Raw genomic sequence first — 19,407 nt, 5'->3', positions numbered from 1 at the left:
AATGCTCATCGCCGTGCACGACGTCGTACGAAGGCTACGCAAGCGCCCCCGAGCAGCAGCGCGAGCGGCGGGACAGGCTCGTCACTGCTTGCCGTGCGACAAGCACACCCACCCAAAGCTCGAAACGCAGGCGGAGGTGGAGGTTCCCGGCAAGCATCCTCCGACAGCGGAGCGGCGGCTTTGCGCAGGACGCCCTGCTCGAGCGGAGTTGCGAGGTTGCCCGTGTTGCGGTTGTCGTGATGGAAGCTTTCCCAAGCAATCACGCCGTCGGTGCGGCCGCGCGTGCGCCACACGTATAGGAAACCGCTGCGCGTACCGACGGCCAACTCCAACGAACCATCGTCGTCGAGGTCGCCAACGGCAGGCGTGCCGGCAATCCACTGCCCCGTGAACTTGGGAAAACCCGAAGGCTCGCGCCCGCAGCCATCGTATGCATGCAAAAGATATCCGCTGCTGCCGCCGATGATTTCAGGGTAGTCGTCGCCATCGAGGTCCGCGATGGCGTGATCTTGGAGAGAGCTCCAACCTTCGGACAAAAAGGGCGATCCTGGAAGCATGGCGCCGGTTGCGCCGCTCCATGCTGCAACCTGATGATCACCTCGATCGTCGGGTTCGTCGCCACGCAAGCGATCGACGAGCGACGCCGAACCACCGGCCGTGACGACGTCGTTCTCGCCATCTTGATCGATGTCGCCAACCGCAGGGCTCGAGAGCAGTCCAAGCATCGTGTTCGGCTGCGGTACGCGCGAAAACGGACCAAAGCGGTCGGCTGGATCGAAACCGCGAATCGTTTTGGCCCCATCCATCGGATCGGGATGTTCCGGAAGGGCAAACTCGGGAAGCGCTCCGAACGTGGCTTGTGGGCCAGGTTTGGAAGGTAAAACAAAAGGAATGCCGCCGTTGCCATGAGCAACCACCGCCGCTGCTGCCCCGAAACGGGCGATCACGGGCGAGCTCGTCAAGCCTTCGGCAAACAGCGGTGCGATGTTCGACGACGTCACCGTCACGGGCCAGCCTGCGAGCACGGGGCCGAATGGAGCGGTCATGCCCCGACCATCGATGACGTAGAGCGCCCCGAAGTGTCCCGCTTGCCCAACGCGCTCGCTCGAGCCGACGGCGATGTCGACGATTCCATCATCGTTCATGTCCGCCACGGCCGGTGTCGTCATGATGCGGCTGTGCACGGGCTTTTGTCCGGCGCCTGCGAAGTTCACGGCCACCGGAAAACCAGGCACGTCATTGCCTGCTTCGTCGAAGGCGTACACGTGCCCATCGAAAGCAGCTTGGACGATGTCGAGTTTGTCGTCGCCATCGAGATCGACGAGCACAGGGGACGCAAATGCGCCGCGAGCGATACGGTTTGTCTCGTCCATGCAAAGAGCCAGAGGTGGACCCATGGAAGGACTCTCGGGACACGATGGAACGCGCGGCAACGCCTTGGGAAAACCAGGCCGAGACGAACCGTCGCTCTGGATGACGTAGATTGTCCCGGCAAACGACGACGCAACGATCTCGACGGTGCCGTCACCATCGAGGTCCGCAATGGCGGGGGCGTTGATGAACCCTTCACGCGCGACGTCGACGCTCACCGCTCCCGATGTATATCCCGGCGCTGTCGTATAGCTCGGAATGCCGGGAGGGCTCGAGGAAGCGAGGCCATCGACGATGTTGGTTTGGAAAGGAAAACCAGGCAGAGGGGTAGGACCAACCTTCGTGAGCGCAAAGGCATGGACGAAGCCGCCACTCGTGAGCACGACGAGATCGCGCACGCCATCGCCGTCGATGTCCGCCATCTTGGGGCTCGATTCGATGCTGTCCCCAAGTGCGACCGGGAATCCTGGCGCAAGATCGGGATCGGTGTGCACGAAGTAGGTGCGACGCGTCTCGCTGGCGACGTCTCCGACCGTGCCTCCGTAATGCGCAGTGGCTCGCACGCGAACCGTGATGGCGTGATCACTCGGCGGATGCAGCGCTTCCGAGCTGCCCTCGATGAGCGCAGCTACATGGCGCACGTCGAGCAGCGCGAGCGGCGTCGCGTCACCGACTTTCGTCGTGGGGTCGATGTTGTCTTGTGCGGCGATGATGTGACCCTCGAAGTCTTTCTCGCTCGGCTCGACACCACTCGCCCATTCGACGACGTAGTCATAGGCGTTTGCCCGCGGCGCAGCGATCAACCCGTCGATCGCAATCGGGCTCCCCACCGCGTCCGCGTACAGCGCCTCGAACCAACGTGGCGACGTAATGTTCACTTCCGCAGGGATTTTCTTCGCGACGATGGCTTCGAGCACGCGGCTCGCGTTGATTCGTCCGTACCCAAAACGTTCATCGAACCCGTATTGCGAATACTGGTAGGGCGATCCTGCAACGCGCGATTCCGCCACGTCGACGTCGTCAGCCGTGTTCAAAAGCAGCGCTTGCATCTCGCCCGCCGTCAGACCCGGCGTGGGCCCGTGTTCGAGCGCCGTGGACGCCATGAGCCCAGCGATGCCCGCGACCGCTCCGGCGACGCCGCTCGTGCAGCTCGGGCTCGATGCCGACAAGAAACCCTGGCCGCCGTAGTGCGCGCACGCTCGCGCATCGAGGAAGCTCTGGGACGACGCGGCGTTTGTCCCATCGTAACCCAGAGCATGCACCACAAGCGTGTGGTTGCTCGTGGCAGGCATGTCGTTTTGGCGCGATCCAACGTGCGACGTGGCCGTGACGACGAGAACGTTTTTCGCATGGGCGTATGCGAGCGCCGCTTCCGCGAAGCGCGTCATGTTGGGCAATTGCAGGGCCGACTGAACGACCTTCGCGCCAGTGTCGGTCGCGTACGTGACGGCTTGCGCGAAGTCCTGCGCATCGGCGGATAGGCCATCGGCCACGCGCAAGGGTAAAACTCTGCAGCGCGGACAAACCCCAGCTCCCGCGATCCCGTTGTTCGTCGATGCGGCCGCTACGGCGGCATCGACCGTTCCATGCCCTGCGCGTGTGTCGTCGAAAGGATTGTTGTCATCCTTCGCGAAGTCCCAACCGGCAATGTCGTCGGCGTAGCCATTGCCGTCGTCATCGATGCCGTCGGAGAAGGCGAGCAGCAGATCGCCCGCATCGATCACGCCGTTGCCGTTGCGATCATCCGCAGGCACGCTCAGGGACTCGGCGTAGTCGGAGATGGTGAATGCGCCGTCGCCGTTGCAGTCGAATCCAGCGAATTCGCCCACACCGCCGCAAGCGGATTGATCCGCATGGAGCGGTTTGTGTGTGGAGAGCTCGCGGTGGTTGATGAAGATCTTGTCGAGGAGATCGGGTTTGTCCCACAAAACGCCGGTGTCGGTGACGGCGATGATGACGCGTGGATCGCCAATCGAGATGCGCCACGCAAGATCGATGCTCATTCCGGCAGCGATTTCGTCTTTGCGGCGAACGATGCCCGCGGCCGCATTCGGCAGAAATCCGTAGTGCGTCCACTGACCGTCGCTTTCCGCGGAAGCGCCGTAGTCCGGGTCGTTCGGCCAGTACTTCGGATCGGCGACATCCTTCGAGGTCGCTTCGGCTGGAGGCGGCCAGCTCGCTCGAGCTTCATGACCCGCGAGCGCGTTTGCCAGAACGACGACGGCAAAGAGGCTTCCGCGCGACCTTGTGCCGTACGTTCGCATCGTTTCCTCACGACTCTCTCCGGCCGATCTCGGCAACACACGAGCGTGCTCGGCAAAAATGAACGAGAAGAGCAGGCGGAGAGCAGTTAGAGATGTAGCAGCCAGCGAGCGAGGAGGAAACGGGAGGCATGGGGACCGATCATCGGAGAGGACTGCCACGCGTCGATCACGTTGTGGGGCATCCGTCCCTCGCCGACGCATGCAAGCAGCTCGGTCAACACGCCGTGACTCGTCTCGCAAGGGAAGCGATACAGACTGCACGACAATCCCTGCGTGAAGGCGCGCAGCCGCCATCCGTCGACGACGTCGCATCGGATGTCGCCACGCGCGCGATGCGCTTGCTGCGGTCGCGTGCTGAACGAGTGATCAATGCAACGGGCGTCGTGCTGCACACGAACCTCGGGCGAGCGCCTCTGGGTACACGTGCCGTCAATGCTCTGACGACATCCGCTGCTGGGTACACCTCGATCGAAATCGATCTCGAGACGGGCAAGCGTGGCCGGCGAGGTGCGTTCGCCGAAGATGCTTTGCGAGCATTGACGGGAGCCGAAGCGGCGCTCGTGGTGAACAACAACGCGGCCGCCGTGCTGCTGATGCTCGGAACGCTTGCCGCAGGTCGATCCGTGATCGTTTCGCGTGGCGAGCTCGTGGAAATTGGCGGCGGGTTTCGTGTGCCCGACGTGATGGCCCGCTCCGGCGCGCGCCTCGTGGAGGTTGGCACGACAAACAAGACGCGCATCTCGGACTACGCTCGAGCGCTCGACGAAGCGCCCGATGCCGTGGCGATTCTTCGCGTGCATCAAGGCAACTTCAGACAAGTTGGCTTCGTCGAACGACCCGATCACGAGGAGCTGGCGAAGTTCGCGAAAGACAAACGCGTCTTGCTGTTCGAAGACCTCGGAGGTGGTGCCCTCGTCGATCTCGAACCGCTCGGTTTGTCGCATGAACCTACGGTCAAAAGTTCGATTTCGAGGGGTTCGGACGTCGTTTGTTTCAGCACCGACAAGGTTCTCGGGGGGCCCCAAGGTGGCGCAATCGTCGGCAAGCGCGACCTCGTGGAGCGATGTCGTCGCGACCCGCTCGCTCGCGCACTTCGCCTCGGCCGCCTGCCGCTCGTCGCGCTCGAAGCAACGCTCGCTTGTTACCTCGAAGGTGACCTCGATGCGATTCCAGCGCTCGCGGCCCTTCGAGCACCAACGCACGCAATTCGTGAACGAGCCGAGCGCATCCGAGACGACTTGCAGCGCCGTGGCATCGCAGCATCCGTCGTCGAGCTGCACAGCGCGGTGGGAGGTGGTTCATGCGCGGAAGAACCGCTCGAATCGTGGGGACTCGTCTTGGATCATCCGCGCCCGGAACATCTCGCGCACTGCTTGCGGACAGGCGCGGTGCCAGTCCTGCCGCGCGTGCAAGAAGGTCGCCTCTTGTTCGACGTGCGCACGATTCTTCCGGGTGAAGACCAAGCGCTCGTCGTCGCGATCGACGATGCTTCGAAGCGTTCGTGACGCTCAGAGGGAATGGCTGAAGTAGCCCATGACTCGGCGGCCAACCTGGTTGCCGAAGGGATGCTGCTGCGCCGGTGCGTCTTCGAAAACTCCCGCGAGCGCATTGAAGACGACGAGCGACACTTCGCCCATCGTGCTCGCGATCGGGAAGCGATAGCCGACGCGGCCATTCAAGAGGAAGTAGGCAGGCAAATCGAACGGCAGAATCCTGACGCCCGAAAGCGTCGCGACCTGCTCGCCCCACTGCTGCGCCGATTGATAGTGGAAGCTGATTTCGCCATCGACGCGAGCCTTCGTGCGGAGCTGGATGCCAGCATTGATCTTGTGCCTGCTCGTGCGTTGATCACCAACCTCGGTACATCCGGCGGGCAATTCCTGGTTCGTGATGTTGAGTGCGTAGTTGGCGAAGATGTCGAGACCCTCGACGGGGTAGACACGAGTACCGACCTCGCCACCAACGACGTGCAGGATGTCGCATCTGTTCTGCCATCCGCCGAAAGCAACGGTGTAGCGGCCTGTTTCGGGATTGAGTCCACCAAGCCCTTCGGCACGGTTCGCGAGCGAAAGGGGACGTTCCCCTGCGAGACGAATGAGGTCGTCGATGCGGTTGTAGTACGCAGTTACTTCGAACTCGAAACGATCGCTCGACTGGTTCAGGTAGCTCGCCTCTGCCGTGATGATGCTCTCGGGTCGAACTTTGAACTCCGGATCTTCGCGACGCAGTGACGACGAAATGAGCTCGACACCCGGAACCTGAAGCTGGATGGGCAGATCGAGGTACGACTCGAGAAACGTCGTGTTACGGAACGCGGTCGAGCCGCTCAAGCGGATCGATTGCGTATCGGTTGGCTTGATGATGAGCGAGCCACGTGGTGAAGCGACGACGTCGTTCAGGTAGGGGACGTAGTCGGCGCGGCCCGAGAGCACGAGCTGCACGCGGCTGCCGAAGTGGATCGCGTCTTGAAGGAAGGCCGAGCCCCAGTTCTCGACGGGCGTGTTGCGCGACAGGTACGTCCAATCAATGACTTTCAGCCTGTATGCGGCGCCGGCGCGAATGCTGTGGTCGACGTTCTTGGGCCACGTGAAGTCCTTGTAGAACTGCACCTCGGCATCCACGCTGTTTTGGTTCGCGACGCTCGGGAAGAGCGTGTGGCCGTGGTAGTCGTGGTTGGCGCTGGTCGTGGCTGCGAAGCGTGCGTAGTAAACGCGGGCGCTGAAGTTTTCGCCGCGGAACATCGCCGTCACGTCGGATGTGTCGAACTTGGCGCGGTAGTCGTTGAACGGACCGATGCCGTAGACATCCAAGTCCGAGCGGGCAAACCCGCCGCCAATTTGAAATTCGCGGTTGCCCTTGAGACGCTGCGCCAAACGGATGTCGACGCGTAGGTTTTCTGCGCCGAGGTTCTGCGTCCTGTCGAATGTCGTGATGTCTACGCGGCCGTCACCCACTTCGCGCGTCCATCGCGGATGCCGCGTGTACCCAACGGATGCGCGATACCCGAAGTCGCCATCGCGTCCCGATGCCCACGCAGAGCCGTAGCCCGCGCCTTGGTCACCAACGCCGAGGCGAAAGCCCGTGCGGCCTTCACCAGGCGCAATCGTGATGATGTTGACGACCGCGGCGAACGCGTTGGCGCCGTAGAGCGCGGAGCCGGGACCTCGCACGACCTCGATGCGTTCGATCTGATCGACGTCGATGCTGAGCGTTTCCCAGAAGGTCGAACCGAGAATGTCGTTGTAGGCAGGACGCTGGCCGTTGATGAGGACCAGGAGCTTGTTCGATAGGCGGCTATTGAATCCGCGCATCGATACGTTCGTGTCACCACCCGTGATTTGCATGACGTCCATTCCAGGCACACGGCGCAGAAGCTCGGGGATGCGCGTGATACCGGACAAACGGATGTCTTGTCGCGTGATGATGGTGGTCGAATTGGGCGAATCGAGCGGGCTTTGCGCGCCGCGGGAAGCGGTGATGACGGTCTCGCGATAGACGTCCTCGTCGCGCGCTGCGCCGACGATGTTCGTGACGCTGTCCCCACCTATTTTGTCATCGCCTGGTTTTCCATCACCAGGTTTTCCGTCGCCAGGTTTCCCATCCGTGGGTTTGTCGTCGCCAGGTTTCCCGTCGCCCGGTTTCCCGTCGCCGGGCTTCCCGTCGCCGGGTTTCCCATCGCCCGGTTTTCCGTCGCCAGGTGTTCCATCGCCTGGCTTTCCATCGCCTGGTTTTCCATCACCAGGTTTTCCGTCGGCGGGTTTGTCGTCACCCGGTTTTCCGTCAGCGGGTTTGTCATCACCAGGTTTGCCCGTGCCGCCGGCTTTGGCTTGCTCGACACGCTTGAGCGCGAGTTTGTCTTCGAGCAGCTTGATGATGCGCGCGGCGCCGCCGCGATCGGCAGGGTCACCAGCGAGGTACTTCTTGTACTCCTCGATGGCTCTCTCGAGTTGACCGGCTTCGGCGTAGGCGCGCGCGATGTTGAATTGAACGTTTGGGTGCGGAAGGATCTCCTGGGCCAGCTCGAGCTCCTTGGCACCTTCGAGGAACTTGCCCTTGTTGAGCAGTTCCATGCCTGTCTTGAAGTGCCGCCTGGCTTCGGTACGTGCGTCGGCGAAGGCTGGCTGAGACGCGGTGAGTGTGACGCCGACGAGCGCAAGTGCCGTGAGTGAACGGGCAAGCGAGCGGCGTAGCGAGGTAAGCATGGAGGGCGCGTCGCGACGCGCGAGTGAATGCGACGACATGGCAATTTCCTCGGGCAAACCCCACTCTACACGAGCGTGTGTCGTGGCTGCTCGTCAATTGCGACGGGACGACGCGGATCGATGAGTGCGGCTACTTATAAGGATCGGGAGCCCACCCGGGCGTCGTCGTTTTCGCGGTGTTTGCAGGGGCGGTGCGGACCACGACGGCATCGAGGGTGACTTTGACCTTGTCGTCGACGGGCGAGACCTTGATGTCCTTCGACTTGTAGCCCTTCTTCGACACGGTGAGCTTGTGGATCTTGTCGGCGGCTGCTTCGGCGCCGTGGAACGGAACCTCGCACGGCGTGCTTTCGCAAAGATTTTGGCCGTCTTTCACGGAGACTGTCGCGCCTGCGGGATCCGTCTCGATGTGCACCACGCGATCCACGACTTTGGCGGGTGTGGTGGGCGCGGCGCTCTTGACGACCGGCGCGACGGATGGCGTGGGCGGAGGCGGCGTGGGCGTTGGATTTTCGCCCGTAGGTCCGCGCGATTGATTGAGCGTGAAGATCACGCCTGCGAAACCCAGAACGAGGACTCCGACGATCAGGAAAAATCGTTTCTTGTCCGCAGGCGGAGGAGCCATGACGATCGACTGCGACCCGGCGAGCGGGTCGGTGATCGTGTTTGGACCGCTGAACCCAAGGGCCGCGGGGCGAGAGCCGGAAAGCGACAAAGACGCGGAAGGCCCGCTGTCGTTCGCCGAAGGAATGCCCGATGGACGCCGTCCAGGTGGCAGCGAATCCCCATCGACGCTCGGTGGACGCCGTGACGGATACCCACCCGACGTGTACGCGCCCGTCATGCCGAGCTCGTCTGCGCCACCTCCGCAACGTTTCAGTGCGCCGAGCAGCTCATCCATGCTGCCGAAACGGTTTTGCGGATCCTTCTCGAGGCACTTGTACACGATGGATGCCATCTCTTCCGAGATGGCGAGGTTTGGATTGTATTGCTCCATCGGCGGCGGCGGATCGTTCACGTGCGACATGAGCGTTCCGACGCCGGGGCCTTTGTCGAAAGGGACTTTGCCGCAAAGCATCTCGTAGAGCATGACGCCGAGCGAGTAGATGTCGGTGCGTGCCGATACGTCGGCTCCAACGATTTGCTCCGGGGCCATGTACTTGGGCGAACCCATGAACAGCCCTTGTTGCGTGAGCTCTTCGGCTTCACCCGTCACGTCTTTGACGAGGCCGAAGTCGAGCACTTTGACGTTGTCGCCTTCGTCGCCGTGCTGCGCGAGCAGCACGTTGCCGGGCTTGAGATCGCGATGCACGACGCCCATGCCGTGCGCTTCGCGAAGCGAACGACATATCTGCCGGGCGATGTGACACGTGCGCGCTTCGCTGAACGGTCCTTCCTGACGAAGCACACGATGGAGCGTCTTGCCGTCGACGAACTCCATCGCGATGTAATAAATTTCGTCGCTTTGCCCGTAGTCGAACACGGTCACCGTGTTCGGGTGGGTGAGCTTTGCGGCGATCGAAGCTTCGAGGAAGAAGCGCTTGTGGAACTCGGGATCGCGATCGCCTTCGTACTTGGGGCTCAAAACTTTGAGCGCGCAAATGCGGCCGAGGGGCGCTTGTTCGGCGCGATAAACTTTCCCCATCCCTCCGCGAGCGATGACGCCAATGATCTTGAACCGACCATCGACCGTCTTGCCGATGAGGGGATCGGGCTGATTGGCGCCGCCCTTCGGCTCTTCGATCGCTTCGGGCTGATTTTCGGCCATTTCGGACATATGGGAACCTGACCGATCGGATTCGGAACGCGCTACGAGCATCGGCCCCCACCAAGGTGTGCTCGAAGCTCGACAAAAAGTCTGCCGATCGAGCGCGCGGGTGTCAATTAACCTGAACAGAGATTTCGTGGATCCGCGGCGATTTGTTTCCGGATCGAGGTTCGTCCGGGCGAAGGGGCAGGGGACGCGGCCCCTTCGTTACCGCGGCGGGACCGGAATCAGGGCAGGCAGATCACGATGCAGTCGCGGATCTCAGGACAGGCGCTCGGCGACGAGCACCCCAACGCCGCGACGGTCGACGATCCAATGGCGGCCTTGCAGCAGGAGGACGTCACGCTTTTCGGGCCACGACGAGCACGGCGTAGTCCGAGGATCGCTTGATGGCGATCCAGATGCGGCCTTGGTCGTCGGTCGTGAAGTTGAACTGCGTGTTCTTGGTCGGACTCGTCATGAACGGTCCAACGGTGCCTTGAGCCACGACCTTGCCACCCTCGATCGCGTATCGCTGTGCGACGGCGTCGAGCCACTCGAACGTCGTCGGGTCCGACGGCTGGAAGACGACTACGCCACTACCGGTGTCATCGGGGGCGACGGCGGCGAGGCTTCCGCCGAAGCCTGGAATCGTGAAGAGGGACGTGCCCATGGCTGCATCGGTCCCACGCTTGACCATGTCGGCCGCGTAGCCGCGTGCTTCTTGTCCCATGTCGCCCAGCATGACGGTGAACACGTTGCCCGCCAGATCGGCTGCGACGGGACCCGATCCCGATCCAAATGTTTCGATCGCAAACGAATCTTTGCACGTCATGTCGCCGTCGGAAACGAGGCGCGGCATGTTGCCGATGGCGCCGCATGCATCGGCAGCATAAAGCGCGTTCGTGCTCGTCGCGTTCTTGAAGATCGGGGACAAACCCGAGTAAACGAGCCGTCCAAGTGGATCCATGCCTCCACCCACGGCAGCGGCCGAGTAAAACCCGTTGATGGGGTAGCGCAGCACGACGCTGGTGCCTTGGATCAGAATGATCTCGCCGGTGACCAACGGATCAGGATTGGTGTAGCTGACGAGCGTCCAATTGAAGAAGGGCAGATCAAGTGCCGAGCCGCCGAAGAAGCTCCCGTTCGGGAGTCCTACTTGGATGTCGAGCGAGTCACCTGTGAGTTTGCCCGTCGTGGCCGAGGGCGCAGCGAAAAACCGAGTCGTGGTGATGAGCCCGTTCATGCCAGCGCGGGTGAACAAAAGTCCCCCGTGACGCCCCCACGTGATGTTCCCAATGAAATGGTTGGGATCATATTCCGCGTCGAACGCGGCGACGACGCAGAACCCCGAATCGTTGATGCTCAAAACATCTGCGTGTGTCGACGGGTCGAGACAACTGCCCGCGCCCCCTCCACCCCCACCTCCGCTGCCGCTGGAGCTCGAGCTGGTCGTGCCTCCGTTGTCGTCGGGTCCGCATCCGAGCACGGCTACGCTCGCGCAAGTGGCCATGACAAACCCGAGTACAAAGCCGCGTTCCAAAGTGTTCGATGTGTGCTTCATGATGTTTTCCGCTGCGGGCGTCACACCGGCACCCATGAATGGCCGTAGGCTGTGACCGAGCGTGCCGTCAAGGCCTCATGACGTCGATGCATGACTCACTACGTTTGGGGTTGGCATAGGTGGAGAACGAGGTTGGGACATGAGGTGAATGTGTGAGGAAGTATCCCGGCAGTAGCTAAAATCTCTCGGGGCAACAGCAATCGTTTGCCTTGGAGGGGTCGATCATGAAAAGACCTCGTTGCGCTCGTCTCGAAAGTGGACGACGCTTGTGCCAAACCAGCACTGCACTCGGGGCCCTTTCGGTAACGAGTCGGTCGACCATTCCTCGTCGTGACCACAAGAACTCCTCCCCCCCCGATCACTCCCGGAACGATTGTCAACGATCGTTACGAAATCCGACAAAGCCTCGGCAAGGGTGGCATGGGCGAGGTCTTCCTCGCCTTCGACCGGTCGACGCAGCAAGAGGTCGCGCTGAAGGTCGTTCGCGAAGAGTCGCGCATGCCCGGCGATGACGAAGCGCTTCGTCAGGAGCTACTCCTCGCGCGATCGGTCAGCCATCCAAATGTTTGCCGCGTGCACGATCTCGCGCCGAGCCCTTGGGGTCCCATCCTCGTGATGGAGAAAATCCCTGGACAAACCCTGCACACGCACATTCGAAAGAAGAAAGCACAGGGTGGCTACAGCGCCGACGAGTTCCGCAAGATCGCGTTCGAGGTGTGTAGTGGCCTCGCCGCGATTCATGCCCAGAACCTCGTGCATGGCGATCTCAAACCGGGCAACGTCATGGTCAGCGAAGGGCGCGCCGTGATCCTGGACTTCGGCTTCGCGCAGGAACGTGCTCGTACGTCCGCGCGTCGTCCCGGTGCTCCGCCCGATGGCGGAACGCCGAACTACATGTCGCCCGAGCGTCTTCGAAACGGTGGCGCAAGCGACCTCGACGATGTCTACGCGATGGTGTTGACGCTTTGGGAAATGTGGACGTGCCGCGTTCCCGAGCCTGGATACAAACCGCGCGCTCGTCCGATGCGTCAGCAGATCATGTTCGACGTGCCGTCGGGTTTGTCGCCGGATGAGACCAAGCAGATCTTCCGCGGAATGAACGAAGATCCCAGCATGCGGCCGCAAGCGCGCCACATGCGGTTCTTCAATCCGACTCAGCTCACGACGAGCCCCATTACGCTCCCGCGCGAACGCCTCGAACCAGGCCCGCCCCCAGGTCGCGCGCAGACGTCGAACTTCACGCCCGGCGCGCAGTCGCTGCTGCTCACCTACGCGACGAACGCGCCCGAGATCGTTGGTCAACTGCTTCCTTTGGACAAACCCGTCTTGAACCTCGGACGCCGTGCCGATCAAGACTTGGTGATGCCCGAAGCGACGGTCAGCGGACAGCACGCGCTCCTGCGTTGCAACGGCGGATCGTGGACGGTCGAAGACCTGGGCAGCACCAACGGCAGCTATTCCGAATACGGGTTCGAGCGGAAAAACCAGATCACCTTCATGCACGGAGGTGAAATTCAAGTTGGCGAGTGCCGTTTGAAGCTCGTCAGCTTCGCGCCCGAATCACCCGCGCACAAACGCGCCCGGCAGTATCTTGCCAAACGCGATGGCCTCACCGGCTTGCTCGTGCGCGAACACCTCATGAAGGCCATCGACGAAGATGGTCTGTTTGCCGAGTGGGCCGAGGTGAGTTTGCAAGTTGCGCGCTACGAGCTTCGTGGCCCGAACCGCCAAGTCAGCGAGCGGCCCACGATCCTCGAAATGCTCGCGCTGCGAAAGGCCGCTCAGCGCGTCGTCGACCTGACGGAGATGCTCATGCTCAGCCTCACACCGGTCGTTGCGGGCCGGACGGGGCCGCTGAAGTTCGTCGTCTCCATGGTCGGCCATTCACTCGAAGAATCCAGGCATGTGGTCGAGCAAGTCCTCTCGCAGGTTCAAGGAACTTTGCCCGAGTCGCTGGAACTAAGTGCCACCATCGTGAAGGGCGAGCCGGGACGACCGGCTCATACCCTGCTCGATTAACCCCACGTACGGGCGACGATGAATCGCTCCCCGCTATCGTCGAGCCCTCCGTCCCAACCGTCTCCGTACCGGTATCTCGGTCGCGGTGGTGGGGATCGTCCCGTCCGAGTGCAGATTATCATCGCGCTCGTCGCGGGCATGATCCTCGTTGCCGTGCCTCTCTACCTCTGGCGTAGGCCCAAGCCCGAATCGATTCCGTCTGCAGACGCTGCCGTCGCTTCCGATGCAGGTGTCCCAGACGCCGCCGCTCCGCCTCCCGTGTTCGTGATCGATGCAGGTCCGCCGCCCGTCTCCTTGTCTCCCTTCAAGACGATTCGCTGCCAGAATCCAGGTCCAGGAAAGACGGCGCCCGAGCGATGTGATCACGTGACGTTCTTCGAAGATAGCCTCGCCCGCGCCATCCGAGAAAACACAGCGTGCGCGCCAACGGGAAAGAATCCGATAACTGTCAGCTTCGTCTTCGAGTTCGACTTCAGGAGGAAAAGGACAAACCTCTTTTCCGGCAAGTCGTCATCGGTCAAGAAAGAAAAGCTCAAGGGGCTCCTCCGCTGCGTGACGCGCGCGATGCCCAAGCCAGACTGGCCTGCGATTCCGCATCAGTACGTGAAGTACAAAATCAACGTCACCGCAACGTACCCGCCGGTCTCGGACAAACCCTCGCTCTAATCCTTCTCGTCGCCACCTCGAATGCTCGAGCGCAAGGCACTGACGCCGACGCGCTGCCGCGGCCCGTGTATTCGCCGTACGAGCGGCAGACGATGTCGGACTATCTCCGTGAGCATAAAGCCACGGCGGATGAAGAGGCCGACGGCAAGATCATCGAAGGCATCGACGTCGTGGCGCTCGATGTGATCGAGCAGCGCGATCCTGCGCCGAACTTTCTGAACATCTTTCACGCGCGCACGCGCAGCTACGTCATTCGCCGCGAAATCTTGCTCGAACAAGGGCAGCGATTCCGACAGGACTTGGCGGACGAAACAGCGCGCAACTTACGGGCGATTCCGCAGTTCTCGTTGGTGATCGTGTTTGCGGTGCGAGGCAGTGCCCCGGATCGAGTGCGTCTCGTCGTGGCGACCAAGGACGTATGGAGCTTGCGGCTCAATTCGAACTTTCGCTTTGCCTCGGGCCGGTTCGAATACTTGCTGGTCCAACCGAGTGAAGAAAATTTATTCGGCACGCATCACGCGGCGTCGGTCAATCTGTACCTTCAGCCGGAAACGTTCGCGTTTGGTGCGCGCTACACGATCCCGCGAGTCGGGGGCAGTCGTTTGCGCCTTCGCGCCGAGGCGAACTTCGTGCTCAACCGAGAATCCGCGCAGCCCGAAGGATCGTTCGGAACGCTCACGTATGGGCAGCCGCTCTTCTCGACGCGCGCGCCGTGGTCGTACATGGCGGAGGTCGGTTGGCGATACGAGATCGATCGGCGTTACGTGCGTGGGCAAGTGGCGCTCTTCGATGCGAAGTCGACCGAAGCCGCAGACGACATTCCGTTTCGGTATCGCGCCGATGTGCTCAGCGGTTCCTACCGTGTCGTACGTTCTTTCGGCACGCTCACCAAGCACGACTTTACGCTGGGCATCGAAGCGAATCGTCGAGTGTATCGTCCATTTGATTTGTCCTCATACGATCCGCTCGCAGCTCGTGAGTTCGAATCATTTCTTCCCCGGAGCGACACGCAGATTGGGCCGTTTGCTCAGATGCGCGCGTATTCGACGCGCTTCATGCGCGTGCTCGATCTCAACACGCTCGGCTTGCAGGAAGACATACGCGTCGGGCACGACATCTACGTTCGCGTATATCCGGTCTTTCGCGCGATTGGTTCGAGCAGAAACTTTTTCGGGTCGATGGTCAGTGGGAGCTACACGGTGCCGCTTGGGGATGGCATGGCGCGCGCGTATGCCGAGGCGATCATGGAGGTCGAGCCGGAGCGCGTGGCCGATGCCTCGATCGATGTGGGCGCTCGGGTGCACAGTCCGCGCACTCCAATTGGGCGGCTCGTGTTCGACGCGCGTGTGCTTCATCGGATCCGCAACTACATGAACCGTCGAACGGTGCTTGGTGGAGACACGCGTCTGCGTGGGTATTCGACGCAGGCGTACTTCGGAGCGGATGTGGTCTCGTTGAACGTCGAATTTCGCACGCGGTCGATCGACATCTTGTCGGTACAAACGGGGGCAGTTGCGTTTTGGGATGTGGGCGATGCGTTCGATGGGTGGGACGAGATGCGGATCAAGCACGGTGTCGGCGTGGGGTTACGTGCTGTTTTTCCGCAATTTTCGCGTGATGTTTGGCGAATCGACTGGGGTATTCCTCTCACGCGTTCTGCGGCTCCGAACGGCCCATTTCCGGGCGAGTTCGTCTTGACGTTTCTGCACGCGTTTCCGATGCCCGTGGTCCCGCTACGCGACTTTTGACGTCCTCGCTGCTACCTTGTCCGTCCCCATGCGCCTTCTGCTCGCTGACAAGATGGACGCTCGTGCGCTCGAGGAGCTTCGAGTGCTGGGTGTCGAGATCATTTCTCGTCCGGATTTGACGAGTGCCACGCTGCCGTCGGCGCTCGATGGCATCGGTATTTTGGTCGTGCGATCGACGGAAGTGACGGCGCAAGCCATCGAAGCTGGGCGTCACTTGAACTTGATCATCCGGGCTGGTGCGGGCGTGAGCAACATCGATGTTGCTGCTGCGAGTGCGCGAGGCATCTACGTGGCGACGTGTCCCGGCAAGAATGCGATTGCGGTGGCCGAGCTGGCGATGGGTATGATCCTCGCGCTCGATCGGCGCGTGGTCGATGCGACGAATGATCTTCGTGCGGGACGTTGGGAGAAGAGCAAGTACGCGAATGCGCGCGGCATTTTTGGCCGGCGCATGGGCATCGCTGGGCTTGGAGCGGTGGGTCGGGAGCTCGTGGCGCGAGCGCGTGTGTTTGGGCTCGATGTCGTGGCCTGGTCACGGTCGCTCACGCAAGCAAGGGCGCAGCGGATGGATGTGGGGTATGCGCGAACGCTCGAGGATCTCGCGGCGCGGAGTGACATTTTCACGGTGCACTTGCCGCTCACGGCGCAGACGCGCGGCATCGTGAGTCGCAGGGTGATCGATGCGCTTCCCGAAGGGGCGACGTTCATCAACACGGCATCGAGTGATCTGGTTGATCACGAAGCGCTCGAAGATGCGGTGGTGACGAAGGGGCTCCGGGTGGGGCTCGATGTATTTCCGGGCGAACCCGATTCGCTTTCTGCTTCGTACGAGCCGCGAATTCTTGGTCGGGGAATCGTTTACGGAACGCCGCACATTGCGGCATCGACCGAGCAGGCGCAGCGAGCGATTGCGATGGAGACGGCGCGCATCGTGCGAGCGTTCTTGACGGAAGAGGACGTGCCGAATGTCGTGAACATTTGTGCGACGTCGCCGGCGCGTTACGCGATTGTTTTGCGCATGCTCGACAAGGTGGGCGTGCTAGCCAATACGCTGAGTGTGTTGAAGCGCCACGGGATCAACATCGAGGAGATCTCGAACACGGTGTTCGACGGGGCGTTGGCGACGTGTACGAAGATGCGGGTCTCGGGGCGGCCGAGCGACGCGTGTTTGAAGGAAATTGCCGCATTCGACGAAGTGCTTCACGTCGATGTCGTGTCGCTGCCGAACCTCGCTTGAGCGTGGTTTTGTGAACACGGGCGGCGTCTGACCTGGGCTGCCTGCTTTCCTGCAAGGTTTGGCCCATGTCCCCTTGCATGTTCGTCTGCATTCGTCTAACGTACGCTCGACAAAACTAGGCGGATCCGCGGAGCCGGATTCCCGTTTTGGGAATCGGCTCTTTTTTTTCGCGCGAGCCATCCGGGTCGCAACGTGACTCGCGCGAGTGGTGGATCTTCCAAGCAACGTCTCGTCGTCGTTTTTTACGCATGCAGCAAGCTCCGAACGAACAATCCAGCAAGGCCGTCATCGATCTCGACCGTATTCGTACGGCCGTAGGTCCGGTGCTGGCTTCGCATGGCGTGTCGCTCGTGGACCTCGAATGGGGCACCGATCACGGCATGTGGACGCTGCGGTTCACCATCGAGAGCAACGAGGCGGCCGCGTCGATGTCGTCGGATCCGGCAGGAGGGGTATCTCTCGAGGATTGTGCCGACGTGTCGCGAGACATTTCGTCGGTGCTCGACGAGGTGGATGTGGTTGCTCATGCGTACAGCCTCGAGGTGTCCTCGCCTGGGCTTGATCGGAAGCTTTGTTCGCCGGCGGATTTTCGGCGATTTCGTGGTAAGTCGGCGCGCGTCAAGCTCGCGCGGCCCGCTCCGGACGGTCAGCGTCTGTTGCGTGGCGAGCTCGTGGAAGCGCCGGAGGACAAGGTTGCCGTCGTCGTGGACGGCAAGCGGATTGAAGCGCCTTACGACGATGTCGTGGAGGCGCGCCTCGTGTTCGAGCTCGCGCCAAAGCCCAAGAAAAGCAAGGGCTCGGTGGCGAGTAAGAGTCAGCGTGCAAAGCCCAAAGGGCAGAACCGTTAGCCGGAGATCAGGAGACTAGAGCAGCATGGCAACGATGGGAGCGTCGCCGGCCGGGGACATGAGCCTCGGAACAATCCTCGACCAGGTCGCCAAGGAAAAGGGCATCGATCGGAAAATCCTGGTGGAGACGATCGAGGCTGCAATTTTGAAGGCAGGCCAGAGCGTTTTCGGTCCGACGCGGGAGCTCGAGGCGCGGTTCAACGAGGAAACGGGTCAAGTCGACCTGTTCCAGTACATGACGGTCGTCGAAGAGGTCGTGGAACCCGAACGCGAGATTTCTCTCGCCGATGTCGAGAAGCACAAGCTCGATGCGACGCTTGGCGAGGAGCTTGGTTTCCAGGTCTTTTGGCGACCTGAAGACACGGACAAAGCACGCGAGCAGGACCGCGAGTTCAGCGACATTTTGAAGCTCAAGCAAGGTCGCACGACGTTTGGTCGCATTGCGGCTCAGACGGCCAAGCAAGTGTTGCTTCAGCGCGTGCGAGACGCCGAACGCGACCTCATCTTCAACGAATACAAGGATCGCAAGGGCGAGCTGATTCGCGGCATTGTCCGACGATTCGAGAAGGGCAACAACATCATCGTCGACATTGGCAAGACCGAAGGGATTTTGCCGTTCCGCGAGCAAACGCCGCGTGAGACGTACCGGCCGGGTGATCGCATCGTTGCCTACGTCAAGGACATCGACCGCGAAGCTCGCGGGCCGCAGGTCATTCTTTCGCGTGCCGATCCACGTCTCGTGGAGAAGTTGTTCGAGGCTGAAGTACCCGAGATTTATGAAGGCATCGTGCGCATCGTTTCCGTTGCGCGCGAGCCGGGGGCGCGATCGAAGATCGCGGTCACGTCGCGCGATGCGGATGTCGATCCGGTGGGTGCATGCGTAGGCATGAAAGGTTCGCGTGTGCAGGCCGTCGTGCAGGAGCTTCGTGGCGAGAAGATTGACATCGTGCCGTTCGATCGTGATCCGGCGCGGTACGTCATCGCGGCCATTCAACCGGCCGAGGTGCACAAGGTCATCGTTGATGAAGCCGATGGGCGGATGGAGCTCGTCGTTCCGGACGAGAAGTTGTCGCTCGCGATTGGTCGCAAGGGGCAGAACGTGCGTCTCGCAGCTCAGCTCACGAACTGGAAGCTCGACATCATCAGCGAGTCCAAGTTCAAGCAGATGGAGGAAGAGGCGATTCACGCGCTGCATCAAATTGATGGCGTATCGGAATCGATTGCCAAGTCGATGTATCGTCTTGGATTCCGCGCACTCGAAGAGGTCAGCGAGGCATCTGTCGAGGAGCTTGCGGCAATTCCAGGGCTTGGTGGTGCCGACATGGCTGAACGCATCAAGGCTCAGGCGGACACGACGATGGAGCGGTTGCGTCAGGAGCGCATTCGTGCGGCGAGCACGCGCACCGAGCCGCTCAGTGATCGAGAGCGATTGATGTTCATTCGGGGCGTTGGAGAGCGAACCGTCGGCCTTCTCGAAGAGGCTGGATACAAGACGGTGGAAGACATTTTGCGTGAAGACGAGGATCGGCTTGCGATTCGCAGCGGGCTTGGCATCAAGAAGGCTCGCGCGATTCGTCAGGGAGCGCGGGACTTCGTCGACAGTGAGCAGAAGGTCCTCGAAGCAGGCCGGGCGGATGCTCGGCGTGCTGCGGTGGCGATTTCGGCAAAGCAGGCGTAAGAGGGAGCGGGGTTTTTCACCGCGGGCGTGAAAACGCACGCGGTGAAACGCTGAACGGAGGAT

The 19,407-nt window shown here is 61.6% G+C and carries 12 protein-coding genes; 8 read left to right on the top strand and 4 right to left on the bottom strand.

The features are described from left to right. Positions 1 to 5: 5 nt before the first annotated feature. Positions 6 to 3,635: a S8 family serine peptidase gene (locus IPM54_35930; protein ID MBK9265159.1), complete on the bottom strand. Its 3,630-nt coding sequence runs from the start codon at positions 3,633 to 3,635 to the stop codon at positions 6 to 8. A 128-nt stretch (positions 3,636 to 3,763) separates the two neighbouring features. Here IPM54_35930 and IPM54_35925 point away from each other — a divergent pair, with 128 nt between their 5' ends. After that, positions 3,764 to 5,140 carry an L-seryl-tRNA(Sec) selenium transferase gene (locus tag IPM54_35925; GenBank protein MBK9265158.1) on the top strand — a complete coding sequence of 459 codons (1,377 nt, stop codon included), beginning with the start codon at positions 3,764 to 3,766 and terminating at the stop codon, positions 5,138 to 5,140. 3 nt (positions 5,141 to 5,143) lie between these two features. On the opposite strand, the gene IPM54_35920 is transcribed toward IPM54_35925, so the two are convergent. Next, on the bottom strand, positions 5,144 to 7,183 hold the full coding sequence (locus IPM54_35920; GenBank protein ID MBK9265157.1) for a TonB-dependent receptor: 2,040 nt from the start codon (positions 7,181 to 7,183) through the stop codon (positions 5,144 to 5,146). On the opposite strand from IPM54_35920, the gene IPM54_35915 reads away from it, so the two are divergent. Next, positions 7,158 to 7,586 (top strand): hypothetical protein, encoded by a 429-nt coding sequence (locus IPM54_35915; protein ID MBK9265156.1) that lies wholly within the window; start codon positions 7,158 to 7,160, stop codon positions 7,584 to 7,586. The two genes, IPM54_35920 and IPM54_35915, sit on opposite strands and share 26 nt — an antisense overlap. Positions 7,587 to 7,967: 381 nt before the next feature. On the opposite strand, the gene IPM54_35910 is transcribed toward IPM54_35915, so the two are convergent. After that, on the bottom strand, positions 7,968 to 9,605 hold the full coding sequence (locus tag IPM54_35910) for a serine/threonine protein kinase (GenBank protein MBK9265155.1): 1,638 nt from the start codon (positions 9,603 to 9,605) through the stop codon (positions 7,968 to 7,970). 340 nt (positions 9,606 to 9,945) lie between these two features. After that, positions 9,946 to 11,097 (bottom strand): hypothetical protein, encoded by a 1,152-nt coding sequence (locus IPM54_35905; protein MBK9265154.1) that lies wholly within the window; start codon positions 11,095 to 11,097, stop codon positions 9,946 to 9,948. 381 nt (positions 11,098 to 11,478) lie between these two features. Here IPM54_35905 and IPM54_35900 point away from each other — a divergent pair, with 381 nt between their 5' ends. The 6 genes from IPM54_35900 (at position 11,479) to nusA (ending at position 19,344) form a co-directional block, all read left to right on the top strand. Continuing rightward, on the top strand, positions 11,479 to 13,167 hold the full coding sequence (locus IPM54_35900) for a protein kinase (GenBank protein MBK9265153.1): 1,689 nt from the start codon (positions 11,479 to 11,481) through the stop codon (positions 13,165 to 13,167). A gap of 18 nt (positions 13,168 to 13,185) precedes the next feature. Continuing rightward, positions 13,186 to 13,833 (top strand): hypothetical protein, encoded by a 648-nt coding sequence (locus tag IPM54_35895; GenBank protein MBK9265152.1) that lies wholly within the window; start codon positions 13,186 to 13,188, stop codon positions 13,831 to 13,833. A 92-nt stretch (positions 13,834 to 13,925) separates the two neighbouring features. Continuing rightward, positions 13,926 to 15,581 (top strand): hypothetical protein, encoded by a 1,656-nt coding sequence (locus tag IPM54_35890; GenBank protein MBK9265151.1) that lies wholly within the window; start codon positions 13,926 to 13,928, stop codon positions 15,579 to 15,581. A gap of 28 nt (positions 15,582 to 15,609) precedes the next feature. Further along, a complete protein-coding gene (locus IPM54_35885) occupies positions 15,610 to 16,818 on the top strand; it encodes a D-3-phosphoglycerate dehydrogenase (protein ID MBK9265150.1) in 1,209 nt (402 codons plus the stop codon). A 248-nt stretch (positions 16,819 to 17,066) separates the two neighbouring features. Continuing rightward, entirely contained in the window at positions 17,067 to 17,666 is a 600-nt protein-coding gene (locus IPM54_35880) for a ribosome maturation factor RimP (GenBank protein ID MBK9265149.1), read from the top strand. A gap of 25 nt (positions 17,667 to 17,691) precedes the next feature. Beyond that, positions 17,692 to 19,344 carry a transcription termination/antitermination protein NusA gene (nusA, locus tag IPM54_35875; protein MBK9265148.1) on the top strand — a complete coding sequence of 551 codons (1,653 nt, stop codon included), beginning with the start codon at positions 17,692 to 17,694 and terminating at the stop codon, positions 19,342 to 19,344. Positions 19,345 to 19,407: the final 63 nt, after the last annotated feature.

Source organism: Polyangiaceae bacterium (assembly GCA_016715885.1).
In the GTDB taxonomy this organism is placed as follows: Bacteria; Myxococcota_A; Polyangia; order Polyangiales; family Polyangiaceae; genus Polyangium.
Note: the sequence above shows the minus strand (reverse complement) of the source record. Positions and strands in the feature narration are given on the sequence as shown.

Bases quoted from the DNA above. Each gene is read 5' to 3' on its own strand.
- IPM54_35925 (MBK9265158.1), top strand. From the start codon at position 3,764: ATGGGGACCGATCATCGGAGAGGACTGCCACGCGTCGATCACGTTGTG.
- IPM54_35885 (MBK9265150.1), top strand. From the start codon at position 15,610: ATGCGCCTTCTGCTCGCTGACAAGATGGACGCTCGTGCGCTCGAGGAG.
- IPM54_35930 (MBK9265159.1), bottom strand. From the start codon at position 3,635: ATGCGAACGTACGGCACAAGGTCGCGCGGAAGCCTCTTTGCCGTCGTC.
- IPM54_35895 (MBK9265152.1), top strand. From the start codon at position 13,186: ATGAATCGCTCCCCGCTATCGTCGAGCCCTCCGTCCCAACCGTCTCCG.
- nusA (MBK9265148.1), top strand. From the start codon at position 17,692: ATGGCAACGATGGGAGCGTCGCCGGCCGGGGACATGAGCCTCGGAACA.
- IPM54_35880 (MBK9265149.1), top strand. From the start codon at position 17,067: ATGCAGCAAGCTCCGAACGAACAATCCAGCAAGGCCGTCATCGATCTC.
- IPM54_35915 (MBK9265156.1), top strand. From the start codon at position 7,158: ATGTTCGTGACGCTGTCCCCACCTATTTTGTCATCGCCTGGTTTTCCA.
- IPM54_35905 (MBK9265154.1), bottom strand. From the start codon at position 11,097: ATGGCCACTTGCGCGAGCGTAGCCGTGCTCGGATGCGGACCCGACGAC.
- IPM54_35890 (MBK9265151.1), top strand. From the start codon at position 13,926: ATGTCGGACTATCTCCGTGAGCATAAAGCCACGGCGGATGAAGAGGCC.
- IPM54_35910 (MBK9265155.1), bottom strand. From the start codon at position 9,605: ATGGCCGAAAATCAGCCCGAAGCGATCGAAGAGCCGAAGGGCGGCGCC.